Origin of the sequence: Streptomyces sp. NPDC087859 (assembly GCF_044742595.1) — a bacterium.
GTDB lineage: Bacteria > Actinomycetota > Actinomycetes > Streptomycetales > Streptomycetaceae > Streptomyces > Streptomyces canus_F.
Genome location: NZ_JBIUUU010000011.1, coordinates 66601 through 90250, shown reverse-complemented (window position 1 = coordinate 90250; position 23650 = coordinate 66601). Strand labels below are relative to the sequence as shown.

Sequence of the window (23650 nt, the reverse complement as noted above, 5' to 3'; positions counted from 1 at the left end):
GATTCACCATCGGTACCAGCGTCCCCTGCCTCCGCTTGCCGTTGTGCTGCGCATCAGGAACCCCAGCAGCCACAGCACGAGCACCGCGATTGCAATCCACCAGAGAATTTTCACTGCGAATCCGGCGCCGAAAAGAATCAGCACCAGGAGCAGTACGAGCAGGATGGGAACCATAATGTGAACCTCCTGTTTTCCGGGTTTCCAGGAAACGGAGATTCAGGCACTCTTTCTGCACAGAATTTCTCCGTGCAGTACGGCGAACCAGCCGTCGGGCTGCTTTCCCCACTCCCGCCAGGCCTCGGACACGGCCGTCAACTGCTCCGGTGTGGCGTGCCCGCCCTCCGTGGCCCGTCCGGCGTACGCCGAGGCCACGGTGCGGTCGGCCCACAGTCCGCTCCACCAGGCCCGCTCCTCGGCGGTGGAGTAGGTCCAGGTGTCGGAGGTGGCGGTGATGTCGGTCAGGCCCGCCTCCAGTGCCCAGGACTTCAGCCGGCGCCCGGCGTCGGGCTCGCCGCCGTTGGCGCGGGCCACACGGCGGTACAGGTCCAGCCAGTCGTCCATGCCCTGGGACGCCGGGTACCAGGTCATCGCCGCGTAGTCCGAGTCGCGCACGGCGACGAACCCGCCCGGCCTCGTCACCCGCTTCATCTCGCGCAGCGCCTGGGCCGGGTCGCCCACGTGCTGCAGCACCTGGTGGGCGTGGACCACGCAGAAGGTGTCGTCCGGGTACTCCAGGGCGTGTACGTCCGCGACCGCGAAGTCGACGTTGCCCAGGCCGCGCCCGGCGGCCGTGGCCCGGGCCTGCTCCAGGACGCCGGGTGCCCGGTCGACACCGGTGACCTGACCGTCGGGGACCAGTTCCGCCAGATCGGCGGTGATCGTGCCCGGGCCGCAGCCGATGTCCAGGATCTTCATGTGGGGCTTCAGCGAACCGAGCAGGTAGGCGGCGGAGTTGGCGGCGGTGCGCCAGGTGTGCGAGCGCAGCACCGACTCGTGGTGCCCGTGCGTGTAGACGGCGGTCTCCTGCGGTTTCGACATGGCTGAACTCCCCTGTTCGACGTCCTGTCGCTGATCGACACGGTACGCCCGCATGTCGCATGGTGAGACCCGCGTTTTGCCATATGGACTGACGGGTGATCAGTTTCCGGGTAGCGGGCGGTAGACCGTGAGCGCCTCGGGCAGCTTCTCCAGCGTCACCTCCCCTTCCACCCGAGTGACTTCACCGTCGTAGGCGAGAAGCGAGCCCGGTGCCACGCCCGCCAGGCGGAGCCGGCCCACCTGGACCGCGGCGTGCACGGGGGAGCGGGTCAGCGGCCCGGCGAGGGCGGCCGCCAGCAGCCGTACCGCGGGCCGCCGCCCGCCGTGCACCACGCGTACGTCCAGTTGCCCGTCCGCGAGATCATGGCGGCGGCCCGGCGTCAGACCCACCCGGTGGTAGGTGCCGTTGCCGACGAACAGCAGCCACAACGGGTGTGCCCGGCCCCGGAACTCGGCCTCCAGCGGATGCTGGTCGGCGCGCAGGACGCGCAGGGCCGCGAGCACCCCGGCCGGCCAGCCGCCGATCCGGTGCGACCAGCGGTCCCGCTCGCGCACCAGCTCCGGATAGACGCCCAGACTGCAGGTGTTGAGGAAGATGCCCTCGGTGCCGTCGCAGGTGAAGCGGCCCGCGTCCACCCGTACGCCCTCGCCGCCCCGGACCGCCCTGGCCAGATCACCGGCGCTCTCCAGGCCCAGGTCATAGGCGAAGTGGTTCAGTGTGCCGCCCGGCAGGACCGCGAGCGGCAGGTCGTGCCGCAGGGCGACCTCGGCGGCGGCGTTCACCGTGCCGTCGCCGCCGCACACACCGAGCACCCGGGCGCGGGCCGCCGCCTTCTCCAGTTCGGCCGGGACGTCGGCGGGCCGGCACTCCACGACCTCGCACCCCGGCAGGGCGTCCTGGAGGGCGTGCACCCGGTCGGCGCTGCCCGCGGCGTCGTTGGCCACCACGATCAGACCCTCGCCGTCGGGCAGTGCCGGGACCTCGGCCCGGGGCCGGGCGGGCGGCACGATCTGGGCGCGCGTCGGCACCATGCGCCGCACGGTGTACGCGGCTCCCACCCCGAGCGCCGCACCGGCCAGCACGTCGCTCGGGAAGTGCACACCGGTGTAGACCCGGGACAGCGCCACCGACCACGCGATCGGCGCCACCGCCGCGCCCCAGGCCGGCGACTCCAGCGCGACCCCGGCGGCGAACGCGGCGGCCGAGGCGGAGTGTCCGGACGGGAACGAGGTGGTGATGGGCTGCCGCTTCAGCCGCCGCACCAGCGGCACCGGGTCCAGGGCGGGCCGGGTGCGGCGCACCGACCGCTTGCCGAGGGTGTTGATGGTCAGCGAGGCCAGTGACAGCGAGGCGAGTCCGCGGGCGGCGGCCCGGCGGGCCCGCGGGGTGCGGCTCGCCGCCATCGCGGCCGCCGCGGCGAACCACAGCACACCATGGTTCGCGCTCCGGCTCAGCCGCGGCAGCACGGGTTCGGCGAGCGGCCAGTTCCGCGCGGCGGCGAACTCCAACAGCCGGCAGTCCAGCGCCAGCAGCGTGTCGCGGACGGCGTGCCGGCCGGGCTTCAGGAGGGTGAGGTCCACGTCAGGGGTCATGCGGTGGCGGGTACCCTGAAGTGGCCGTTTCTTGTGCGGAGGCGGACCCGACACCGGAGGCTTTCTGCATGCGACTGCTCCTCGTCCGCCATGGCCAGACCCCGTCCAATGTCGACTTCCTGCTGGACACCGCCGTCCCGGGGCCCGGCCTGACCGCCCTCGGCGAACGCCAGGCCGCCGCCCTGCCCGCGGCCCTCGCCGACGAGGACATCGAGGCCCTCTACGCCTCCACGCTGATACGCACCCAGCTCACCGCCGCCCCGCTGGCCGCCGCGCGCGGCCTCGACATCGTCGTCCGCGACGGCATCCGCGAGGTGTCCGCCGGGGACCTGGAGATGCTGGACGGGCACTCGGAGGCGGGCCGGACCTACATGGAGACGATCTTCGCCTGGCCGGACGGCGACACGGAGCTGCGGATGCCGGGCGGCGAGAGCGGCGCCGAGGTGCTCGCGCGCTACGACGCGGTGGTCGCCGAGGCCGCCGCCCTCGGGGTCGGCACGGTCGCCCTGGTCAGCCATGGCGCGGCGATCCGGCTGTGGGCCTCGGCCCGCGCCGACAACGTCGACATCGACTTCGCCGCCGCCCGCCCGCTGGACAACACCGGCGTGGTGGTCCTGGAGGGCTCCCCGGCCGACGGCTGGAAGGTGCTGTCGTGGGAGGGCGCGGTCGTGGACTCCGCCGGGCGCGGGCCGCAGAGCGGGCCGGCGGGTCGGCCGCTGGACGAGGTCGAACAGCCGTGACGTGACGCGGTGCGACGACGCCGGGCCAGGAGGGGGCGGCACGCACCGGGCCGAGTGCCCACGGTCGGCTGTCGACTGCATACGGTCGGCCGTGTACGGCTCGGTGTGTGCGGCTGAGCCGCCGCGGCATCGGATATGGGTTTGCCCGTCCCGGCCCCCGAGCCGGAGAATGCGGCCCCATGGGACATCTGGAAGCCGCACACATCGAGTACTACCTCCCCGACGGGAGGGCGCTGCTCGGCGATGTGTCCTTCCGGGTGGGCGAAGGGTCCGTCGTGGCCCTCGTCGGACCCAACGGCGCAGGCAAGACGACCCTGCTGCGGCTGATCTCCGGAGAGCTGAAACCGCACGGCGGGACCGTCACCGTCACCGGCGGCCTCGGCGTGATGCGCCAGTTCGTGGGCTCCGTACGGGACGAGACGACCGTACGGGACCTGCTGGTGTCGGTGGCGCAGCCCCGCATCCGCGAGGCCGCGCGGGCCGTCGACAAGGCCGAGCACCTCATCATGACCGTCGACGACGAGGCCGCGCAGATGCAGTACGCGCAGGCCCTCTCCGACTGGGCCGAGGCGCACGGGTACGAGGCCGAGACGCTGTGGGACATGTGCACCATGGCCGCGCTCGGCGTTCCGTACGACAAGGCCCAGTTCCGCGAGGTGCGCACCCTGTCCGGCGGCGAGCAGAAGCGGCTCGTGCTGGAGGCGCTGCTGCGCGGCAACGACGAGGTGCTGCTGCTCGACGAGCCCGACAACTACCTCGACGTGCCCGGCAAGCGCTGGCTGGAGGAGCGGCTGAAGGAGACCCGCAAGACGGTCCTGTTCGTCTCCCACGACCGTGAACTGCTCGCCCGTTCCGCCGAGAAGATCGTGTCGGTGGAGCCCTCGCCGACGGGCGCGGACGCCTGGGTGCACGGGGGCGGCTTCGCCACGTACCACGAGGCCCGGCGTGAACGCTTCGCCCGCTTCGAGGAGTTGCGCAGGCGCTGGGACGAGAAGCACGCCCAGCTGAAGAAGCTCGTCCTGAATCTCCGGCAGGCGGCCTCCATCAGCCATGAGCTGGCCTCCCGCTACCAGGCCGCCCAGACCCGGCTGCGCAAGTTCGAGGAGGCCGGCCCGCCGCCGGAGCCGCCGCGCGAGCAGGACATCAAGATGCGGATCAAGGGCGGCCGTACCGGGGTGCGGGCCGTCACCTGCAAGGGGCTCGAGCTGACCGGCCTGATGAACCCCTTCGACCTGGAGGTCTTCTACGGCGAGCGGGTCGCCGTGCTCGGCTCCAACGGCTCCGGCAAGTCGCACTTCCTGCGGCTGCTGGCGGGGGACACCGTGGCGCACTCGGGGGAGTGGAAGCTGGGCGCGCGCGTCGTGCCCGGGCACTTCGCCCAGACGCACGCGCACCCCGAGCTGCTGGGCCGCACGCTCCTGGACATCCTGTGGACGGAACACTCCCAGGACCGGGGCGCGGCGATGTCGAGGCTGCGCCGCTACGAGCTCACCCAGCAGGCCGAGCAGACCTTCGACCGTCTCTCCGGGGGCCAGCAGGCGCGCTTCCAGATCCTTCTGCTGGAGCTGGAGGGCGTCACGGCGCTCCTCCTGGACGAGCCGACGGACAACCTGGACCTGGAGTCCGCCGAGGCCCTCCAGGAGGGCCTGGAGGCCTTCGACGGCACGGTCCTCGCCGTCACCCACGACCGCTGGTTCGCCCGCTCCTTCGACCGCTACCTGGTCTTCGGCAGCGACGGCCGCGTCCGCGAGACGCAGGAGCCGGTGTGGGACGAGCGGCGGGTGGAACGGGCGCGGTAGTTCCGGATACCGGGGCCCGGGGGCCCGGATGTTCGTAGAGTGGGTGAGGAAAGGCGAGATCCACGCTTCTGTCCCGGATGCCGCTCGGGGGTAGTGCGCACCGGGCGGGTACTCGAAGCCCATGAACGCACACGACGAGTGGGAAGCCGCCATGACCGGAGTCGACCCCAGCAGGCTGGACGACCAGCAGCTCATGAAAGAGCTGGAGACCATCCACCGCACGCGCCACGACACTCTGCTCCACGCCTCGAACGACGCGCTGCGCGCCCACAACGGCCGGATGGCCGAGCTGGAGGGCGAGTACCTGCGCCGCAACCCCCGGCGCCCGGTCGCCCCCGGCCGCACCCGCGAGGGTGCCAGGGAACGCGGACGCGGGGAGTCGGCGACCCCCCGCGTCTGACGGCGCCCCGCTAGCGGCGGGCCGGCGGCCGGTCCCAGTGCCGGTGCGCCGCGATCGCCTCCACGAAGGCGCGTACGAACTCCTCGCTCGCCGTTCCGGGCGAGGTGTCCGTCACGACGCCCTGATCGCGGACCACGCGGTGGAACTCCGTGGACACCTGGAGACCCTCCGGGTCCAGGGCCGACAGCACGCCCACTCCGGAGCCGAGCGCGCCCACCGGCTTGCCGTGCCGGTACGCGTCCCGCACGAAGCGCATCGCGTCCTGGTCGGCGGTGAGCGGCGGGGTGCCCGTGGGGCCGCCGGGCAGCAGGACCGCGTCGTACAGCACGGAGGCGACGGTCGGCAGCGCGCGGTCGACCGTATACCGTTCACCGTCGGCACCCGCGACCGTGCCGTCCGTCGCCGCCAGCGCCTCCACGATCGCGCCCTCGGCGGCCAGCGCCTCCCGTACCGAGACCACCTGCTCGGCGTCCACGCCGTCGGCGACCAGCACCGCGATCTGCCGGGTGCGGATCGAGCCGTCGCCGCGCAGGGACTCGAGGCTCAGCGCGGGGGAGAGCGGCTTGTTCGGCGTCTCGCCGGGCACGGCCGGATCCGGGACCCCGATGCCGCGGGCCACCTGGACCGCCAACTCACCGTCGACCTTGGCCAGTTGCTCGACCGTACGGGCGCGGACCGCCATCGCGTCGACCTTGCCCAGCTCGAACCGGAAGGCCGCGACGATGTGCTGTCGCTCCCACTCGGTCATGCTCTTCCAGAACAGCGCGGGCTGGCTGTAGTGGTCCTGGAAACTCGGGCTGCGGCGGCGGATCTTGGCGCCGTCGACGCGCTCCGCGTAGTGCGTGTACGCGCCGCTGTTGGCACCGGCGTGGGCCGGGCAGCCGCCGCCGAGCGAGTTCGGGAAGTAGTTCGTGCCGCGGTGGATCGTGCTCTGGCCGTACCCGTCACGCTGGTTGGTCCGCACGGGCGCCACCGGCCGGTTCACCGGCAGCTGGGCGAAGTTGGGACCGCCCAGGCGGATCAACTGGGTGTCCAGATAGGAGAAGTTGCGGGCCTGGAGCAGCGGGTCGTTGGTGAAGTCGATGCCCGGGACCACGTTGGCCGTGTGGAAGGCGACCTGCTCGGTCTCGGCGAAGAAGTTCTCCGGGTTGCGGTTCAGGACCATCCGGCCGATCGGCCGCACCGGCACCTGCTCCTCCGGGATGAGCTTCGTGGCGTCGAGCAGGTCGAAGTCGAAGGCGAACTCGTCCTCCTCCGGCACCAGCTGCACGCCCAGTTCCCACTCCGGGTACTCGCCGGCCTCGATCGCGTCCCACAGATCACCCCGGTTGAAGTCCGGGTTGCGTCCCTGGCACTCCTGCGCCTCGTCCCACACCAGCGAGTGCACGCCCAGCCGTGGCTTCCAGTGGAACTTGACGAACGTGCCGCGTCCCTCGGCGTTCACGAACCGGAAGGTGTGCACACCGAAGCCCTGCATCATGCGGTAGCTGCGCGGGATCGCCCGGTCCGACATCAGCCACATGATCGCGTGCAGCGTCTCGGGCTGCAGCGACACGAAGTCCCACAGGGTGTCGTGGGCGGAGGCGCCGGTGGGGATGTCGTTGTGCGGCTCGGGCTTCACCGCGTGCACGAAGTCGGGGAACTTGATGCCGTCCTGGATGAAGAAGACCGGGAAGTTGTTCCCGACCAGGTCGTAATTGCCCTCCGACGTATAGAACTTGGTGGCGAATCCACGCACGTCGCGCACGGTGTCCGCCGAGCCCCTCGGCCCCTGGACGGTCGAGAACCGCACGAACACCGGTGTCCGCACGGCCGGGTCCTGGAGGAAGGCGGCACGGGTGAACTCCGCGCAGGACTCGTACGGTTCGAAGTAGCCGTACGCGCCCGCGCCGCGTGCGTGCACCACCCGCTCCGGGATGCGTTCGTGGTCGAAGCGGGTCAGCTTCTCCCGGAAATGGAAGTCCTCCATCAGCGTCGGACCGCGCTCGCCGGCGGCGAGGGAGTCGTCGGTGTGGTCGATCTCCACGCCCTGGTCGGTGGTGAGCGGGCCGGCCGCCGGGTCCTCGGCCCGGTAGGCCTCGCGCTGCTCCTGCTTGCGGTCGCGCGGGGTGTCCATCAGGCGGCCTCCCGTGCGAACACGTCCAGGAACGCCTCGTCGAAGGCCTTCAGGTCGTCCGGCTTGCGGCTGGTGACCAGCTTGCTGTCACCGTGGTCGCAGATCTTCACCTGCTCGTCGACCCACGTGCCGCCCGCGTTGCGGATGTCGGTCGCCAGACTCGGCCAGGAGGTCAGCACCCGGCCGCGGACCACGTCCGCCTCCACGAGGGTCCACGGGGCGTGGCAGATCGCGGCGACCGGCCGGCCCTGATCGAAGAAGTCCCTGACGAACCGGACCGCCTTCTCGTCCATCCGCAGGCTGTCCGGGTTGGCCACCCCGCCCGGCAGCACGAGCCCGCCGAAGGAGTCCGCCGCCGTCTCGCCCACCACCTCCTGGACGGGGAAGGTGTCCGCCTTGTCGAGGTGGTGGAAGGCCTGGATGGTCCCGGGTTTCGTGGACACCAGGACGGGCTCGTGGCCCGCGTCCACGGCGGCCTTCCACGGCTCGGTGAGCTCGATCTGCTCGACGCCCTCGGGTGCGGTCAGGAATGCGATACGCATGAATCCTCAACGTCCTTTCGTGGCACGCCACTCAGCCTCGTAGCTCGGCGCGCTTCTTGTTCCGTCGGGCCGCCCGCCGACAGCGGCCGCGGCCCTCGCGCAGCAGGGACTTCACCTGGCCGGCGTGCCGGACCTCGCGGCCGCTGTAGACGGCCGTCCGCACGTCCCGCGGCGCGGTCGCCCCGTGCACCGCCGCGGCGCCCGGCGAGAAGGGCGGGGCTGACCTCGTGGCGCCGTGCCGCCGCGATCGGCATGCCGACCTCGGTCATCATCAGATCGGGGGCACCTCCCACGCCTTCAGGGCCGTGGGGCAGGATCACCGACTCCTTGGTGCCCGCCGTGTCCTCGCCGACGTCGGTGGCCTGGAACCGGCTCATACGGTGTCCTGGTGGTCGGGTGCGGCCCGGCCGATCTCGGCGAGCACCGAGCCGGGGTTCTCCGCCTCGGCCAGGTCACCGAGGCTGACCATGCCGACCGGCAGCCCCTCCTCGACGACCGGCAGCCGGCGCACCGCGTGCGCCCGCATCAGCGCCGCCGCGGCGTCCACCGGGTCGTGCGGGGCGACCAGCACCGGGTCCGGGGTGCACACCGACCCGGCGCTCGCCGACAGCGGATCGACGCCCTCGGCGACCGCCCGCACCGTGATGTCGCGGTCGGTGAGCATCCCGACGACCCGCTGTCCGTCGGCCACCAGGACGTCGCCGATGTCCTGCGCGCGCATCAGCTGCGCCGCCTCGACGAGCGAGGCGTCCGGGCGGACGGCGACCACCCCCGGGGTCATGACGTCCTTCACGAATTCAGCCATCAAGGTGGGCCCTTCCTCGGTCTTCTCGGCTGACGCCGCCCGCAGTACCCCGGGGCCGGGCCCCTATGCGCCGGGCCTGGTCAGCGCCTGGGCCAGCTCCTGCACGGTCGCGTAGTGCTCCTTGTGCGGCAGTCGCTCCACGGCGTCGACGAGGGTGTCCGGCGCGTACGCGCGGCGCAGCGCGCCGGCCAGGTGGCGCGAGTTCGCCGGGAACGCGCTGCGGCTCAGATGCCGGGCCAGTTCCAGCCGGACCACTCCCAGGGACGCCCCGGCGCCGCCCGGCGCCACGGGCCCGCCCGCGATCTCCGGATCGTCGTCGGCGGTCGGCTCGGGGTCGTGCCACTCCTCGCTCCGGGTGGGGTGCCCGGACCTCAGCAGGCCCTGTAGTTCGTGCTTCATCTCGTCGTCGCGGTGGACGCTCAGCCGGTCGCTGCCTCGCTGCATGGCGCTCCTTCCAGATCTTCGGGGGTGGGCTCCGCGTACCCGAGGACCGGACCTCGACACGGGGGTTTGTCCCCCGTTTCGGGGGAGACCCGGCCGGACGCCCCCCACTCCGTCCCCGGGGAGGGAAACGCCATGGTGGTACTCGCTGTGCTCATCCCGCTCCTCATGCTCGGCTCGGTGCTGGCACTGGGCCGCTATGAGGAGCTGCTGCTGCCCACGGAGCGGGAGGAGGCGGTCCCGCTGCCGCCTACTTCTTCTCCCGGCCCGGCAGGAACTCCTGCAGCTTCGCCTTGAACCCCTGTTTGATCATCGAGCCGCGGTCCGCGTCGCCCTTCAGGATCGACGCGGCCGTCGACTCCATCTGGTCCCAGGTGGCGTGCGGCGGGATCGGCGGCACGGCGGGGTCGGTGAGGAACTCGATCACCGCGGGCCCGTCGGCCTCGAGCCCGGCGCGCCAGCCCGCCTCCACGTCCTCGGGCTTCTCCACACGGATGCCGGTCAGGCCCAGGGACCGGGCGAACGCGGCGTACTGCACGTCCGGGAGCTCCTGCGAGGGCAGGAACGACGGGGCGCCCTCCATGGCGCGCATCTCCCAGGTGACCTGGTTGAGATCGTGGTTGTTCCACACGGCCACCACCAGCCGCGGATCCTCCCACTGATCGCGGTACTTGGCCGCCGTGATCAGCTCCGCCATGCCGTTCATCTGCATCGCGCCGTCCCCGACCAGCGCGATCGCCGGCCGGTCGGGGTGGGCGAACTTCGCTCCGATGGCGTACGGCACCCCGCAGCCCATCGTCGCGAGCGTGCCGGACAGCGAGGACCGCATGCCGTCCCGCATCGTCAGATGGCGCGCGTACCAGTTGGCCGCGGAACCGGAGTCGGAGCTGATGATGGCGTTCCCGGGCAGCAGCGGGTCCAGGACATGGGCCACGTACTCCGGGTTGATCGGGTCCGCCGACAGGCGCGCCCGCCGCTCCATGATGTCGCGCCAGTGCCGTACGTTGTCGCACACCGTGTCGTACCACTCGCGTCCGCGCTCCGCGTTCAGCAGCGGGATCAGCTTCTCCAGGGTCGCCTTGGCGTCGCCGACGAGATTCACCTCGTACGGATAACGCATCCCGACCATGTGCGGGTCGATGTCGATCTGCACCCCGCGCGCCTGGCCGAAGTCCGGCAGGAACTGCGTGTACGGGAAGGACGATCCGATGGTCAGCAGGGTGTCGCAGTCCCGCATAAGCTCGTACGACGGACGGGTGCCCAGCAGGCCGATCGAGCCGGTGACATAAGGGAGTTCGTCGCTCAGCGCGTCCTTGCCGAGCAGCGCCTTCGCGACGCCCGCGCCGAGCAGTTCGGCGATCCGCGCCACCTCGTCCCGTGCGCCAGAGGCGCCCTGGCCGACCAGAATGCCGACCTTGTCACCGGAGTTGAGGATCTCGGCCGCCCGCAGCAGCGACTCCTCGGAGGGCACGGCCGTCCAGGAACTGCGGTCCAGGCTGGACGGCACCATCTTGAACTCGTGCGTGGGGGCGGCGTATTCGAGCTCCTGGACATCGCCCGGGATGATGACGGCGGTGGGGGAGCGGCGCGCGTACGCGGTGCGGATCGCGCGGTCCAGGACGTTCGGCAGCTGCTCGGGGACCGTCACCGTCTCCACGAAGTCCGAGGCGACGTCCTTGAACAGGGTGTGCAGATCCACCTCCTGCTGGTACGAGCCGCCCATCGCGGTGCGGTGCGTCTGGCCGACGATCGCCAGCACCGGCACATGGTCCAGCTTGGCGTCGTACAGGCCGTTGAGGAGATGGATCGCGCCGGGTCCCGAGGTGGCCGCGCACACTCCGATGCGGCCGCTGAACTTGGCGTAGCCGACCGCCTCGAACGCCGACATCTCCTCGTGCCGCGACTGGATGAACCGCGGCCGGTTCTCGGCCCGCCCCCACGCGGCGAGCAGGCCGTTGATGCCGTCACCGGGATAGCCGAAGACATGGTCCACACCCCACTCGCGCAGCCGTTGCAGGACGTGGTCGGAGACCTTGGTGCTCATGGACGGGACCTCCCGGGCATCGGGGCACACGGCCCCTTACGAGTGACCGTGCGGGCTCCCGGAAAACCTGGGCCCGGGTTTGCGGCCCAAGGGCGGGGGCAGGCGCACCCACAGTGCTTCGGACAGGAGGCACGTCCGTGGGAAAGGCTCCGAGGCCGCCCCGGCTGTGTCTGTCCGGCCGCGCTCCCACGGTGACCGTCCAACCCAGAGCACCGACTAGGGAGTTGCGACGCACCATGTCCCCTCGCGTGAGCGCGAAGCACCACCCGCATGACGACGCCCCCGACACCGCGGAAGCCTTCCGCAGGCTCGCCGCACTGCCCCCGGGCCCCCAGCACGACACCCTGCGCGACCGGATCATCGAGGCGTGGCTGCCCATGGCCGGCCGGCTCGCGGGCCGCTTCCGCAGCCGCGGCGAGAGCTTCGACGACCTGCGCCAGGTCGCGGCCCTCGGCCTGGTCAAGGCCGTCGACCGGTACGACCCCGAGCGCGGCAACGCCTTCGAGAGCTACGCCGTGCCGACCATCACCGGCGAGATCAAGCGGCACTTCCGCGACCACATGTGGACGCTGCACGTGCCCCGGCGGGTCCAGGACCTGCGCAACCGCGTGCGCTTCGCCTCCCAGGACCTGGCGCAGACCATCTCCGGGCGGCGGCCCACCGTCGCGGAGATCGCCGCACACGCGAGCATGAGCGAGGAGGACGTCCTCGTGGGGCTCGAGGCGCTGGAGAGCTTCACCGCGCTGTCACTGGACGCGGAACTGCCCGGGAGCGAGGACGGGTACTCGCTGAGCGACGCTCTCGGGTCGGCGGATCCGGCGCTGGACACGGTGGTGGACCGGGAGGCCGTGAAGCCTCGGCTCGCCGCGTTGCCGGAGCGGGAGCGGGCGATCCTGTACATGCGGTTCTTCGGCGACATGACCCAGGCGCGGATCGCCGAGCAGCTGGGGATCTCGCAGATGCATGTGTCGCGGCTGATCAGCCGGTGCTGCGGGCGGGTGCGGGAACAGGTGATGCGGGACGCCGCGTAGCGCGTCGGAGGCGGGTCCGACGTCACCCGCTTGGCCGTGCACGTCCCGCTAATGGGGTCCGGCCGCGCGCGGGGCCGCTTCCGCCGGGCTGTGATGGCTGCGTGCCCTCGCAGCCGCAGGCCTAAGGAGCCCACCCCATGCGCCGCACCGCCCGTGCCCTGTCCGTCGCCGTTCTGGCCGGTGTCGCCGTGGGCGTCGCCGTGCCGGTCGCCTTCGCGGACCCGGCCGCGGAGGTCAGTCCGAGCACCCTCCAGCCGGGCGGCAGCGTCACCGTGTCCGTCGCCTGCGACTCCGCCGGCGGCACCGCCCCGGCCACCCTCGAGGCCACCTCGGAGGCCTTCGACGAGGAGACCGTGCAGCTCCAGCTGGTCGCCGGGAACGACGCCGCGGTGTCCGGGCCCGCCTATCGCGGGACCGCCCGGATCGCCTCCGCCCAGGACCTCGAGGCCGGCGCCGACGCGGCCGGTGAGGACTCCGCGTGGACCGTCGACGGCACCTGTCCGGTTGCGCCCGGCGGCCAGGGCAAACAGTGGAGCGCGACCTTGACGGTGACCCACGGCGGCGAGAGCCACGCGTCGTGCACCGAGCCGCGCACCGAGAGCTGCTCCGCCACCACCACCGTCCAGCGCGGCGTGCAGGCGGGCCAGGGCGGCGCCTTCACCGACTCCGTTCCGGCCCTCGTCACCGGCGGCCTCCTGATCGCGGGCGCCCTCGGCGGGGCCGTGTACCGGGTACGCCGCAAGGAGTCCCGCGCCGACGTCTGAGCCGGGGAGTGTGACCGGCGCAACTCGAGCCGATTCCTATCGGCGTACGCCACCCTGGGTACTCGGACGCCGAGGCGCCGCCCCCGTCGTACGGAGGGAGAACCGGGAGCACACCCGACGGCACCGTGACCCAGCAGCTCACCCGGAGGTACGGATGCGGCGGACGGATCCCGAAGGCCACGGCCCCGTCCGCTTCGGGCCGCCCCTGCCCGCCGACGGACTTCCGGTGCTCCCCGAACTGTCGGCCGTGCTCGCCGCCGCCGCGCCCCGCGCCGGGAGCGAACCCGTCGGCGGCGGGCCTGCCCTCCTGGAGGCCGCGTGCGACTACTGGGCCCGGCGTGGACTGTCCGCCGGGCCCGAGCGTGTGGTGGCGGCGCCCGGCGCCCCCTCGCTGCTGCTCGCCCTGACCGCCGCCCTCGGCGGGGACGTCCTGGTGCCCCGGCCGTGCGCGGCCTGGTGGGCGCCGTACGCGCGGCTGCTGGGAAGGCCCGTGTTCCATGTCGGGACACCGGCGGAGTGCGGCGGGGTGCCCGACCCGTACGCCCTGCTGGAGACCGTGCGCCGGGTCCGTGACGAGGGCGGCGATCCCCGGCTGCTCGTGCTGTCCGTCGCCGACGACCCCACCGCCACGGTGGCCCCGCCCGAGGCGGTGCACGAGGCCGTGGAGGCCGCCGTCGGCGAGGGACTGCACGTGGTCAGCGACGAGACCTGGCGCGACACCGTGCACGCCCCGCACGACACCGTGCTGATCGGACCCGCCGAGATGCTGCCGGAGCGGGTCACCGTCGTCACCGACCTGGCCGGTGCCCTGCTGCCGCCGGGCTGGCCCGCCGCCGTCGCCCGCTTCCCCGCGGGCGAGGCCGCCGACGACCTCCACGCGCGCGTGCTGGACGTGCTCACCGCCCTCGGCGCCCGCGTCGCCGCCCCCGTCGCCGCCGCGGCCGGGTACGCGCTCACGGAACCCGAACCGGTCACCACGCGCGTGGCGGCCACCGTACGTCTGCACGCGCGCGTGGCCGCCGCCGCGCACGCCGCCGTCGTCCCGTCCGGCGCCCTGGCCCGCCCCCCGCGGGCCGGCCGGCATCTCTACGTCGACCTCGGCCCGTTGCGCACCGCGCTCGGCGCGCACGGCGTGGGCGACGCACAGGACCTGGAGGAGTTCCTCACGGCCCGGCTCGGCCTGCCCGCCCCGGGCGGCCATCGCTTCGGCGACGACCTGGGCGCCCTGCGCGTGCGGTTGTCGACCGGTTCGCTGCTCGCTGGGACGGACGAGGAGCTCGAGGAATGCCTCAGTTCACCCACACCCGTGGAACTGCCGCACACACAACGCGCGTTGATCACTTTGAAGTCGGTCTTCGACGACCTCCGCGATGACGCTCAGCGATGGGAGCCTCCTCGATGACGCAGCAGTCCGAGTCGACCAGCACGAGTACGACCGTCCGTGACGCCGACGAGCCGACGGTCCTCTCACCGTTCGCGCCGCCCGTCCCGCCGCTCGCCGAACCCCGCCCGCTGGGCGAACGCCGGGTGTGGCCGCGGACCTTCCACGACCGTCTGACCGCCCCGCTGCCCGGGCTGAAGGCCATGGCCCGGTTCGCCCGCGAGGGCTCCGTCCGGCCCGACCGGGAGAGCCTCGCCGACATCCCGCGCCTGCCGTTCGAGCCCGGCCCGCTGCCCCGCGTGGACGCGCGCACGGTCGCCGTCTCCTGGGCGGGGCACGCCAGTTGGGTGGTGCGGATCGGCGGGCTGACGATCCTCACCGACCCCGTCTGGTCCCGCCGCATCCTCGGCACCCCGGCCCGTATCACCCCGGTCGGTGTCGCCTGGCACGCGCTGCCCCCCGTCGACGCCGTCGTCATCAGCCACAACCACTACGACCATCTCGACGCCCCCACCCTGCGCCGGCTCCCGCGCGACACCCCGGTGTTCGTGCCCGCCGGACTCGGCGCCTGGTTCCGCCGCCGCCGCTTCACCCGCATCACCGAGCTGGACTGGTGGGAGGCGGCCGAACTCGACGGCGTCCGCCTCGACTTCGTCCCCGCCCACCACTGGTCCAAGCGCAGCCTCACCGACACCTGTCGCAGCCTGTGGGGCGGCTGGGTCCTCACCGACCGGGACGGACAGCGCGTCTACTTCGCCGGCGACACGGGCTACGGCCACTGGTTCACCCGCATCGGCCGGCGCTACCCCGGCATCGACCTCGCCCTCCTCCCCATCGGCGCCTACAACCCCCGCTGGTGGCTCAGCGACGTGCACTGCGACCCGGAGGAAGCGGTGCGGGCGGCCCAGGACCTGGGCGCGCGCAGGATGGCACCGATGCACTGGGGCACGTTCGTCCTGTCGGCGGAACCGGTCCTGGAACCACTGACCAGGGTGCGGGCGGCGTGGGAGAAGGCGGGCCTGAACAGGGAGAACCTGTGGGACCTCCCGGTAGGAGGATCCCGGGTGATCGACTAGCAGGCGCTCACGGGGACCAACCCAGGGGCGCGGGGAACTGCGCGATCAACCACACACAACCCGCACCCCGCGACGCACGTCAAGCGGCAGACCGAACCCGCCGCCACAGCCCGGGCGCCAGACTGATGACCACGGTCAGTACCACCGCAGCCACCACACCTTCCCAAGGCTCCTTGAACAGCGACCCACCCAGAATCCCGATCAACTGATACGTCACCGCCCACGCCAGACAGGCCGGCAGATTTCCCCGCACGAATCGCCGCATCGGCCACTTCGCCATCAGACAGGCCAGCATCACGGGAAGCCGGCCGGCCGGCACGAGCCGGGACAACACCAGAACGGACACCCCGTGATCGGCGAGCTTCTCCTGCGCCTGCGCAAGCCGCTCCTCCGGCGCCCGTGACCGGATCGCCTCCAGCCACCGCGACCCGTTCTTCGACTTCATCCCGCGCCGCCCCAGCCAGTACAGCGTCGCGTCCCCGAGGAACGCGGCCAGCGACGCCGTCACGAAGACCAGGGCCAGAGAGAAGGGGGCCGTCTGATGGAACGCCACCACCGCCGCCGAACTCACCAGTGCCCCCGTCGGCACCACCGGCACCAACGCCCCGATCAGCACCAGCAGAAACAACGACGGATACCCGAGCGCCTGCTGCGTCGACTCCGGTGCCGTCGACGCGGCCGCCAGCCAGCTCACCGGGCCACCTTGGGGCGCACGCTCTGCCCGTGCTCCAGCAGATGCACCGCCACGCCCGGCGCACGCTCCGCCGAGAGTCGCACGAACTCCTCGCCGGGAGCGTGGAATTCATGGGGGCGCACGGCGTCCATCCCGATCGGCCAGTACGTGCCGTAGTGCACCGGCACCGCGCTCACCGGTTCGAGCCGGGCCAGCGCCTCGGCCGCCCGCCCCGCGTCCAGATGCCCTTCGCCCAGGTACGGGCCCCAGCCGCCGACCGGCAGCAGCGCCACGTCGACCGGCCCGACCTCCTTGGCCATCTCGTCGAACAGCCCGGTGTCCCCGGCGAAGTAGGTGCGCGCCTCACCCTCGACGACGTAGCCGAGCGCGGGGGAGCGGTGCGGTCCCAGGGGCAGCCGTCGCCCGTCGTGCCGGGCCGGGACGGTCCGTACGACCACGTCCCCGATCACCGTCTCGTCCCCGGGCGCCACCTCGTCGACCTGGAGATGGGCGAGCCGGCGCAGCCCCGGCACGGCCTGGGGCGCGCCCCGGGGCACGAGCAGGCGGGTGCCCGGTGCGAGCCGGGCCAGCGAGGGAACGTGCAGGTGGTCGGCGTGCAGATGGGAGACGAGCGCCACGTCCGCGCGGCAGGCGGCGGGCGGCGGCACCGCCCCGCGGCGGCGGCGCAGATGCGCGAGCCGGCGGGCGAACAGAGGATCGGTGAGCACGCGGACGTCCGAGTCCTCGACCGTGCAGGTGGCGTGACCCCACCAGGTGATCTCCACCGGCACCTCTTTGCCTCCTTCGCGCGACTCCCCGAAGCCTACGGGCAGGAGTAGGGTCGGCGGCGAAACCCGGAGGTGAGGGGGACGCCATGGGACCGGTGCGGGTCACGGCGATCGCGAGTCTGACGCCGTTGGAGGAGCTGGAGGCGGATCCCTTCCTGGTGGACTCCCGCAGCCAGCACGCGATGTGCGCCCGCTGGGCGGCGGAGCGGGGCTACATCGTCAGCCGGGAACTCCTCGTGCGGGGTCTGCGCGCCGACCACTGCGTCCTGTGGGACGGCGTCCGCCCGGGCACCGACCTGTTCGTCGCGCCCAGCCACCGGGTCCTGGAGAGCGCCCTGTCCTCCGTCGAGGAGTTCGTCGCCGAGTGCGCACGGCGCGGGGTGCGGGTGGAGACCGTGGGGCACGCCGAACCGTCGTACGACGCCCAGATGAAGGCCCGGATCCACCGCCGGCTGTCGATGCCGACCGCGGGCTACGACGGCCGCTGACACCTGCCCCGGGACGCCGGGGGACCTCCGCGCGTTGTGACAGGGTGGGTGCAGGCCCGCACCGACGACGGGCCCGGGACGTGAGGTGTGCGGGGCGTGCGAGGCGGGCGTTGGCGGCGGGTCGCCAGTCAGACGGGGCGGAGCGTCGCGGTGTGGGCGGTCTCCACGATCACCATGCTCGTGCTCGCCGGCATCCTGCCGGAGTTCCAGCTCCGGTCCGCGGACGGTGACAGCGCCACCGACATCGCGGTCACCGCGGCCCTGGGCGCCGGCGCCTTCGGTGTGCTGTCGGCGCTGGTCTGGCCGCTTCTCGTACGGCTCCTGCTGCTGGTGCCCGCCCTCGTCCTCGGCCTGCTGGTCTTCTTCCTCAACGGCGCGCTGCTCCTCGTGGCGCTGCGGCTGAACCCGACCGAGCGGGGCGCGGCCGCGTGGGAGACCGCGGTCGTGGTCGCCGCCGTGATGTCCGCCGTCGCCTCCGCCACCGGCGCCGCCCTGGCGGTGCGCGACGACGACGCCTACCGGCGCCGGCTCTACCGGCTCGCCGACCGCCGCCGCAGCGTGGGACCCGGCGGCCCCGTCACGCCGGGGACGGTCTTCCTCCAGCTGGACGGCGTCGGCCACGACGTCCTGGAGGCGGCGGTGAAGAAGGGCCTCATGCCCACCGTCGCCCAGTGGCTGGACGGCACCCACCGGCTCACCCCGTGGCGCACCGACTGGTCCAGCCAGACCGGCGCCAGCCAGCTCGGCATCCTGCACGGCAGCAACGAGGACGTGCCGGCCTTCCGCTGGTACGAGAAGGACAGCCAGGAGGTGATGGTCTGCAACCGCCCCACCAGCGCCGCCGAGCTCCAGCGCCGGGCGGTGGCACGAACCGGTGACGGCGGGCTGCTCAGCGCCGACGGCGCCAGCCGCGGCAACCTCTTCAGTGGCGGCGCCGACGAGCAGGCGCTCGTGCTGTCCATCGCCACCCGCCGCCGCAGCCGCGAGACCCGGTCCCGCGCGGGCTACTTCGCGTACTTCTCCGACCCGGCCAACGCCGTCCGCACGGCCCTGTCGTTCTTCGCCGAGGTCGGCCGGGAGATCGCGCAGTCGACCAGGAGCCGCGCCCGCCGGGCCCGCCCGCGCGTCAAGCGCGGCGGCCTCTACCCCCTCGTCCGCGCCTTCGCGACCGTCGTCGAACGGGACGTCGTCGTCGCCGCGGTGATGGGCGACATGCTCGCCGGCCGCACCGCCGTCTACGCCGACCTCGTCGCCTACGACGAGGTCGCCCACCACTCCGGACCGCACAGCCGCGACGCCGAGAAGGTCCTCGAACGCCTCGACCGTTCCCTCGCGTTGATCGAGAAGATCGCCGAGCACGCCCCGCGCCCGTACCGGATCGTCGTCCTGTCCGACCACGGCCAGAGCCCCGGCGAGACCTTCCGCACCCGCTACGGCCTCTCCCTCGGCGACCTGGTGCGGGCAGGCTGCGGGCTGCCGGTGCCCCGCAAGGCGCAGCGCACCCACAGCGGCGCCGAGGCCCGCGCGGCCGTGCGGGCCGCGCTGCGCATCCGCGTCGAGGAGCGCGACGAGCAGCGCCGGCCCTCGCACCACCGCTCGGAGCCGCTCGTGCTGGCCTCCGGCAACCTCGGCCTGGTCTCCTTCCCGGACGTGCCCCACCGGATGACCAAGGAGGAGATCGACGCCCGCCACCCCGCCCTGCTGACCACGCTCGCCAACCACCCGGGCATCGGGTTCCTCCTCGTCCGCAGCGCGGAGCACGGGGGAGTGGTCCTGGGCCCGTTCGGTACCGAGATCCCGGTGGCCCGACTCGACGAGGAACCGGGCCCGTTGGCCGCCTTCGGACCCGGCGCCGCCGACGTCGTACGCCGCACGCACGGCTTCGCGCACACCGCCGACATCATGGTCAACTCCTGGTACGACCCGGTCGACGGCGAAGTCCTCGCCTTCGAGGAGCAGATCGGCTCGCACGGCGGGCTCGGCGGCGCCCAGGGCCGGCCGTTCCTCCTGTCGCCCGTCGTCCTGTCCGCGCCGGTGGCGGACACCGAGGAACTCGTCGGCGCCGAGCAGGTCCACCGCGTCCTGCGCCGCTGGCTGCGCGAATCCGACGGCCCCCAGGTGCCTTTGACGCCACGTCAGGACGAGGAGCGGCGCGCGGCCTAGCCCTCGACGTCCGCCGCTCCTCCATACCCCCATGAACGGAGGAGCGGCTCACACGGAGGACCGCGCACACCGTGTCACCGCGGCACGGGTTTGCCCAGGGCACATTCCGGTCACTGCCGCGCGCCCCGCACGCGCCTCCCCGTCCCACCCGTGAGCGGCTCCGGTGGTACGCCCCTCGCGCCGCGGGCCCGGAAAATCGTGTGCGTCCCGCAGCGGCGGCACACACACTGTTCGCATCGGACCCCGCGCACCAGCGCGCCCTTCTCGAACATCTCCTGGAGCCACTGCGTGCAGGCTGCCGTCACCGTCACTCCCGCCCGGATCCCGGAGCTGCTGCTCGGTCTCGCGACCGTGCGGCCGGTCTTCATCTGGGGCGCCCCCGGCATCGGAAAGTCCTCCCTGGTACGGGAGTTCGCCGAGTCCCTGGGGCTGGAGTGCGTGAGTCTGCTGGGCACCCAGCTCGCTCCCGAGGACCTGATCGGCGTGCCGCAGATCCGTGACGGACGCTCGGTGTTCTGCCCGCCGGAGGCGATCGCCCGCGACGAGCCGTACTGCCTGTTCCTGGACGAGCTCAACGCGGCCACCCCGGATGTGCAGAAGGCGTTCTACTCGCTGGTCCTGGACCGCCGTATCGGCAGCTACGACCTCCCGGCCGGCTCGATCGTGATCGGCGCAGGCAACCGCGCCACCGACAACGCCCTCGCCCGCCCCATCGCCTCCGCGCTGGTCAACCGGCTCGCCCACGTCCATCTGGAGGCCTCCGCGAAGGACTGGCTCGTCTGGGCCGCGGGCAACGGCATCCACCCCTGGGTCCTGGACCACCTCATCGACCGGCCCGACCACCTGTGGTCCAAGCCGCCCAAGACCGAGGAGCCGTTCTCCACGCCCCGCTCCTGGCACATGCTCTCCGACGCCCTGCACTCCTTCGGCCGCGGCCTCGACGAGGAGACGCTGAAGGTGATCGCGCACGGCACGCTGACCCCCGCGCACGCCGTCGCGTTCTGCGGCTACGTCAAGATCGTGCGCGGCCAGTACGGCATCGAGGCGATCATCAAGGGCGACGCCCGCTGGCCGCACCGCCTGGAGGACCGCGACCTCCTGTACTACCTCGCCGAGTCCTTCCGCGGCCGTCTGGTCAAGGAGCTTCCCGCCAGCAAGGAGCACCTGTCGGCGTCCGCTCAGCAGACGGCGTACCGCGCCAAGTCGCTGCTCGTGCAGCTCGCCGAGATCTCGGTGGAGGTCGCACAGAGCGTCATCGCCCCGGACACCGACGGCAACCCGCTGCTGCCCGCCTGGTTCCTGGTCGAGGCGGCCCGTGACATGCCGCGGCTGGTGGAGGCGCGGCAGTGAGCCGTACGAAGGGGGCGTGGCGGTGAGCCGTACACGCGCCGCGAAGCCGGCGAAGAAGGACCTCGCGGCCGAGGCCTTCGCCGAGGGACTGCGGCTGGTGCGGGCCAACCGGGCCCTCGCCGCGATCGGGTTCAGCACCTGCCGCAAGGAGGACTGCCCCCACTCGCCCGCCTCCGGGCTGGTCCGCGTCGACTCCGACGGCACCCTGCACGTCCACCCCACCCGGCGCGCCGACCCCGTCGACTGGGCCTGGGCGGTCGCCCACGCCATCATCCACCTCGGCTTCGGACACGTTCCGGCGAAGGAGGGCCGCCGCACCCAGCCCGACCGGTTCGAGCTGGCCGCCCGCTGCGCCGTCGTCAACCGCTTCCTGCTCGGCTTCCCCGTCGGCCGCACCCCCGAGGACCTGCCGCCGTCCTACCCCGACGGCGACGAGGAGCAGCTCGCCGCCCGCTGGCGCCGCGACGGCATCCCGCCCGTGTACGAGCACTGCGGCACGGCGGGCCGTGAACCCGACCAACTGCTCGTGCGCTGGGACGTGTGGACGGGCGGCGCCCCGAAGGACTGGCAGCTGGACTTCGCGCACGCCCTCACCCGTACCGTCGCCGCCGCCATGGACGTGGCGGGCGGCCGCCGGGCGTCGATGGGCGGCGGCTCCACCCGGCTCCAGCCGTGGGAACGGGCGTTGAGCTGGTTCGTCTCCTCCTACCCGCTGCTCGGCGGCATCGCGGCCGGCATCACCCTGGTCGCCGACGCCGAACTGGCCCGCGCCCACGACATCTCCGTCGCCGCGGTCAACCCCGAACTCGCCGAGATCTACATCAACCCGCTGCGCGAACTCGACGACGAGGAATGGCGGTTCGTCCTCGCCCACGAGATGCTGCACGCCGCCCTGCGGCACGGCGACCGCTGCGGTACCCGCGACCCGTACCTGTTCAACGTCGCCTGCGACTACGTCATCAACGGCTGGCTGGCCGACATGCAGGTCGGCACCATGCCCGACGGGCTGCTCCACGACCCCGGGCTGAAGGACCTGTCCGCGGAGGAGGTCTACGACCGTATCGCCGGCGACCTGCGCCGGATGCGCCGCCTGGGCACCCTGCGTGGCAAGGGCCTCGGCGACGTCCTCGGCGGCCCGCTCGGCTCGCCCCGGGACTACGTCGACCTCGACGAGTTCTACCGCCGCGGCCTCGGCCACGGCCTGGACCTGCACCAGCGGCAGGCGCGCGGGTTCCTGCCCGGCGGCCTCGTCGAGGAGATCCGCACGCTCAGCCACCCGCCGCTGCCGTGGGACGCCCGACTGGCCCGCTGGTTCGACGAGTTCGTGCCCCGCCCGGAGCCGCTGCGGACGTACGCGCGCCCCTCCCGCCGTCAGTCGTCCACCCCCGACATCCCCCGCGCGGGCCGGTACTTCCCGCCCGAGGAGATCGCCCGCTGCACCTTCGGCGTCGTCCTGGACACCTCCGGGTCCATGGACCGGACCCTGCTCGGCAAGGCGCTCGGCGCGATCGCCTCGTACGCCGAGGCCCGGGACGTACCGGCGGCGCGCGTCGTGTTCTGCGACGCGGCCCCCTACGACGCCGGGTATCTGCCGGTCACCGAGATCGCGGGCCGGGTCCGGGTGCGCGGTCGCGGCGGTACGGTCCTGCAGCCCGGGATCGACCTGCTGCACCGTGCCGACGACTTCCCGCCCGGCGCGCCCGTGCTGGTGATCACGGACGGCTGGTGCGACGTGCTGAGGGTGCGGCGCGAACACGCGTATCTGGTCCCGGAGGGCGCGCGGCTGCCCTTCAGCCCGCGCGGGCCGGTCTTCAGGGTGAGCCGCGCCCGAGTGTGATCGGATGGGGTGCACCACCCGGAACCGGGACCACACGAAAGGACTGACCGTGGCTACCACGCGCTCCGCACACACCGTCTGGGAAGGCAACCTGCTCGAGGGCAACGGAGTCGTCACCTTCGACTCCTCCGGCGCCATCGCCGAGCAGCCGGTGACGTGGGCTGCCCGCACGCAGGAGGCCAACGGCAAGACCAGCCCCGAGGAGCTGATCGCGGCCGCCCACTCCAGCTGCTTCTCGATGGCGTTCTCGCACGCCCTCGCGGGGGCCGGCACCCCGCCCACCAAGCTCGTCACCTCCGCCGACGTCACCTTCCAGCCGGGCGAGGGCATCACCGGCATCCACCTCACCGTCGAGGGCACCGTCCCCGGCCTCGACGAGGACGGCTTCGTCGCCGCGGCGGAGCAGGCCAAGGTGAACTGCCCCGTCAGCCAGGCCCTCAAGGCCGTACCGATCACCCTGTCGGCGAAGCTCGCCTGACATCCGTACGTCCCGCGCTGCCGCGTCCCCCTCGCGAGGGGCGCGGCAGCGCCCTTTTCCGGGTACCCGGCATGGGTACGCGGCATTGACAACAGCCCACTCA

General features: G+C 72.7%; 23 protein-coding genes. 12 read left to right on the top strand and 11 right to left on the bottom strand.

From position 1 onward, the window contains the following. Positions 1 to 3: 3 nt before the first annotated feature. The 3 genes from ACIOHP_RS26925 to ACIOHP_RS26915 all read right to left on the bottom strand — a co-directional run bounded on the left by ACIOHP_RS26925 (position 4) and on the right by ACIOHP_RS26915 (position 2631). A complete protein-coding gene (locus tag ACIOHP_RS26925) occupies positions 4 to 174 on the bottom strand; it encodes a hydrophobic protein (RefSeq protein WP_327720482.1) in 171 nt (56 codons plus the stop codon). Positions 175 to 216: 42 nt separating this feature from the next. Beyond that, a complete protein-coding gene (locus ACIOHP_RS26920; RefSeq protein ID WP_401891582.1) occupies positions 217 to 1038 on the bottom strand; it encodes a class I SAM-dependent methyltransferase in 822 nt (273 codons plus the stop codon). A 99-nt stretch (positions 1039 to 1137) separates the two neighbouring features. After that, on the bottom strand, positions 1138 to 2631 hold the full coding sequence (locus ACIOHP_RS26915) for a phosphatase PAP2 family protein (RefSeq protein WP_361541162.1): 1494 nt from the start codon (positions 2629 to 2631) through the stop codon (positions 1138 to 1140). A 68-nt stretch (positions 2632 to 2699) separates the two neighbouring features. Between ACIOHP_RS26915 and ACIOHP_RS26910 the strand changes: the two genes are divergently transcribed. The 3 genes from ACIOHP_RS26910 (at position 2700) to ACIOHP_RS26900 (ending at position 5570) form a co-directional block, all read left to right on the top strand. Beyond that, complete coding sequence (locus tag ACIOHP_RS26910; protein WP_361541159.1) at positions 2700 to 3371, top strand: histidine phosphatase family protein; 672 nt, start codon at positions 2700 to 2702, stop codon at positions 3369 to 3371. A 179-nt stretch (positions 3372 to 3550) separates the two neighbouring features. Continuing rightward, the gene (locus tag ACIOHP_RS26905) at positions 3551 to 5170 is read left to right on the top strand and encodes an ATP-binding cassette domain-containing protein (RefSeq protein ID WP_361541156.1); all 1620 of its coding nucleotides are present in this window, start codon (positions 3551 to 3553) and stop codon (positions 5168 to 5170) included. Positions 5171 to 5291: 121 nt separating this feature from the next. Beyond that, positions 5292 to 5570 (top strand): DUF6158 family protein, encoded by a 279-nt coding sequence (locus ACIOHP_RS26900; RefSeq protein ID WP_361481619.1) that lies wholly within the window; start codon positions 5292 to 5294, stop codon positions 5568 to 5570. 10 nt (positions 5571 to 5580) lie between these two features. On the opposite strand, the gene ACIOHP_RS26895 is transcribed toward ACIOHP_RS26900, so the two are convergent. From ACIOHP_RS26895 to ACIOHP_RS26870, 6 genes are all read right to left on the bottom strand, one after another. After that, positions 5581 to 7686 (bottom strand): catalase, encoded by a 2106-nt coding sequence (locus tag ACIOHP_RS26895; RefSeq protein ID WP_401891581.1) that lies wholly within the window; start codon positions 7684 to 7686, stop codon positions 5581 to 5583. After that, a complete protein-coding gene (locus ACIOHP_RS26890) occupies positions 7686 to 8228 on the bottom strand; it encodes a type 1 glutamine amidotransferase domain-containing protein (protein ID WP_401891579.1) in 543 nt (180 codons plus the stop codon). Before ACIOHP_RS26890 ends, ACIOHP_RS26895 begins: the two co-directional genes overlap by 1 nt. Positions 8229 to 8259: 31 nt before the next feature. Then, positions 8260 to 8418 (bottom strand): hypothetical protein, encoded by a 159-nt coding sequence (locus tag ACIOHP_RS26885; protein WP_401891578.1) that lies wholly within the window; start codon positions 8416 to 8418, stop codon positions 8260 to 8262. A gap of 183 nt (positions 8419 to 8601) precedes the next feature. Further along, on the bottom strand, positions 8602 to 9033 hold the full coding sequence (locus tag ACIOHP_RS26880; RefSeq protein ID WP_361481608.1) for a CBS domain-containing protein: 432 nt from the start codon (positions 9031 to 9033) through the stop codon (positions 8602 to 8604). A gap of 63 nt (positions 9034 to 9096) precedes the next feature. After that, the gene (locus tag ACIOHP_RS26875) at positions 9097 to 9477 is read right to left on the bottom strand and encodes a DUF2795 domain-containing protein (RefSeq protein WP_401891576.1); all 381 of its coding nucleotides are present in this window, start codon (positions 9475 to 9477) and stop codon (positions 9097 to 9099) included. A 247-nt stretch (positions 9478 to 9724) separates the two neighbouring features. After that, entirely contained in the window at positions 9725 to 11518 is a 1794-nt protein-coding gene (locus ACIOHP_RS26870; RefSeq protein WP_401891575.1) for a thiamine pyrophosphate-requiring protein, read from the bottom strand. A 236-nt stretch (positions 11519 to 11754) separates the two neighbouring features. Between ACIOHP_RS26870 and ACIOHP_RS26865 the strand changes: the two genes are divergently transcribed. From ACIOHP_RS26865 to ACIOHP_RS26850, 4 genes are all read left to right on the top strand, one after another. Continuing rightward, positions 11755 to 12549: an RNA polymerase sigma factor SigF gene (locus ACIOHP_RS26865; RefSeq protein ID WP_401891573.1), complete on the top strand. Its 795-nt coding sequence runs from the start codon at positions 11755 to 11757 to the stop codon at positions 12547 to 12549. Positions 12550 to 12686: 137 nt separating this feature from the next. Continuing rightward, positions 12687 to 13313, top strand: a complete 627-nt coding sequence (locus ACIOHP_RS26860; RefSeq protein WP_401891572.1) for a hypothetical protein — start codon at positions 12687 to 12689, stop codon at positions 13311 to 13313. A gap of 154 nt (positions 13314 to 13467) precedes the next feature. Continuing rightward, a complete protein-coding gene (locus ACIOHP_RS26855) occupies positions 13468 to 14715 on the top strand; it encodes an aminotransferase class I/II-fold pyridoxal phosphate-dependent enzyme (RefSeq protein ID WP_401891570.1) in 1248 nt (415 codons plus the stop codon). Then, positions 14712 to 15770: an MBL fold metallo-hydrolase gene (locus ACIOHP_RS26850; RefSeq protein ID WP_401891568.1), complete on the top strand. Its 1059-nt coding sequence runs from the start codon at positions 14712 to 14714 to the stop codon at positions 15768 to 15770. The genes ACIOHP_RS26855 and ACIOHP_RS26850 overlap by 4 nt, the downstream gene beginning before the upstream one ends. Before the next feature lie 79 nt (positions 15771 to 15849). On the opposite strand, the gene ACIOHP_RS26845 is transcribed toward ACIOHP_RS26850, so the two are convergent. Then, positions 15850 to 16464 (bottom strand): DedA family protein, encoded by a 615-nt coding sequence (locus tag ACIOHP_RS26845; protein ID WP_401891566.1) that lies wholly within the window; start codon positions 16462 to 16464, stop codon positions 15850 to 15852. Beyond that, positions 16461 to 17234, bottom strand: a complete 774-nt coding sequence (locus ACIOHP_RS26840; protein ID WP_361541125.1) for an MBL fold metallo-hydrolase — start codon at positions 17232 to 17234, stop codon at positions 16461 to 16463. The genes ACIOHP_RS26845 and ACIOHP_RS26840 overlap by 4 nt, the downstream gene beginning before the upstream one ends. Positions 17235 to 17317: 83 nt before the next feature. Between ACIOHP_RS26840 and ACIOHP_RS26835 the strand changes: the two genes are divergently transcribed. The 5 genes from ACIOHP_RS26835 to ACIOHP_RS26815 all read left to right on the top strand — a co-directional run bounded on the left by ACIOHP_RS26835 (position 17318) and on the right by ACIOHP_RS26815 (position 23547). After that, positions 17318 to 17719, top strand: coding sequence for a hypothetical protein (locus ACIOHP_RS26835; RefSeq protein WP_361481581.1), 402 nt, complete (start codon positions 17318 to 17320; stop codon positions 17717 to 17719). 87 nt (positions 17720 to 17806) lie between these two features. Continuing rightward, complete coding sequence (locus ACIOHP_RS26830; protein ID WP_401891564.1) at positions 17807 to 19882, top strand: alkaline phosphatase family protein; 2076 nt, start codon at positions 17807 to 17809, stop codon at positions 19880 to 19882. A gap of 288 nt (positions 19883 to 20170) precedes the next feature. Continuing rightward, complete coding sequence (locus ACIOHP_RS26825; protein ID WP_401891562.1) at positions 20171 to 21232, top strand: ATP-binding protein; 1062 nt, start codon at positions 20171 to 20173, stop codon at positions 21230 to 21232. A gap of 22 nt (positions 21233 to 21254) precedes the next feature. Further along, on the top strand, positions 21255 to 23069 hold the full coding sequence (locus ACIOHP_RS26820) for a hypothetical protein (RefSeq protein WP_401891561.1): 1815 nt from the start codon (positions 21255 to 21257) through the stop codon (positions 23067 to 23069). A gap of 49 nt (positions 23070 to 23118) precedes the next feature. Beyond that, a complete protein-coding gene (locus tag ACIOHP_RS26815) occupies positions 23119 to 23547 on the top strand; it encodes an OsmC family protein (protein ID WP_266820753.1) in 429 nt (142 codons plus the stop codon). Positions 23548 to 23650: the final 103 nt, after the last annotated feature.

Excerpts from the sequence above, each read along its gene's own strand:
- ACIOHP_RS26925 (WP_327720482.1), bottom strand. The coding sequence starts at position 174 with ATGGTTCCCATCCTGCTCGTACTGCTCCTGGTGCTGATTCTTTTCGGC.
- ACIOHP_RS26920 (WP_401891582.1), bottom strand. The coding sequence starts at position 1,038 with ATGTCGAAACCGCAGGAGACCGCCGTCTACACGCACGGGCACCACGAG.
- ACIOHP_RS26915 (WP_361541162.1), bottom strand. The coding sequence starts at position 2,631 with ATGACCCCTGACGTGGACCTCACCCTCCTGAAGCCCGGCCGGCACGCC.
- ACIOHP_RS26910 (WP_361541159.1), top strand. The coding sequence starts at position 2,700 with ATGCGACTGCTCCTCGTCCGCCATGGCCAGACCCCGTCCAATGTCGAC.
- ACIOHP_RS26905 (WP_361541156.1), top strand. The coding sequence starts at position 3,551 with ATGGGACATCTGGAAGCCGCACACATCGAGTACTACCTCCCCGACGGG.
- ACIOHP_RS26900 (WP_361481619.1), top strand. The coding sequence starts at position 5,292 with ATGAACGCACACGACGAGTGGGAAGCCGCCATGACCGGAGTCGACCCC.
- ACIOHP_RS26895 (WP_401891581.1), bottom strand. The coding sequence starts at position 7,686 with ATGGACACCCCGCGCGACCGCAAGCAGGAGCAGCGCGAGGCCTACCGG.
- ACIOHP_RS26890 (WP_401891579.1), bottom strand. The coding sequence starts at position 8,228 with ATGCGTATCGCATTCCTGACCGCACCCGAGGGCGTCGAGCAGATCGAG.
- ACIOHP_RS26880 (WP_361481608.1), bottom strand. The coding sequence starts at position 9,033 with ATGGCTGAATTCGTGAAGGACGTCATGACCCCGGGGGTGGTCGCCGTC.
- ACIOHP_RS26875 (WP_401891576.1), bottom strand. The coding sequence starts at position 9,477 with ATGCAGCGAGGCAGCGACCGGCTGAGCGTCCACCGCGACGACGAGATG.
- ACIOHP_RS26870 (WP_401891575.1), bottom strand. The coding sequence starts at position 11,518 with ATGAGCACCAAGGTCTCCGACCACGTCCTGCAACGGCTGCGCGAGTGG.
- ACIOHP_RS26865 (WP_401891573.1), top strand. The coding sequence starts at position 11,755 with ATGTCCCCTCGCGTGAGCGCGAAGCACCACCCGCATGACGACGCCCCC.
- ACIOHP_RS26860 (WP_401891572.1), top strand. The coding sequence starts at position 12,687 with ATGCGCCGCACCGCCCGTGCCCTGTCCGTCGCCGTTCTGGCCGGTGTC.
- ACIOHP_RS26855 (WP_401891570.1), top strand. The coding sequence starts at position 13,468 with ATGCGGCGGACGGATCCCGAAGGCCACGGCCCCGTCCGCTTCGGGCCG.
- ACIOHP_RS26850 (WP_401891568.1), top strand. The coding sequence starts at position 14,712 with ATGACGCAGCAGTCCGAGTCGACCAGCACGAGTACGACCGTCCGTGAC.
- ACIOHP_RS26835 (WP_361481581.1), top strand. The coding sequence starts at position 17,318 with ATGGGACCGGTGCGGGTCACGGCGATCGCGAGTCTGACGCCGTTGGAG.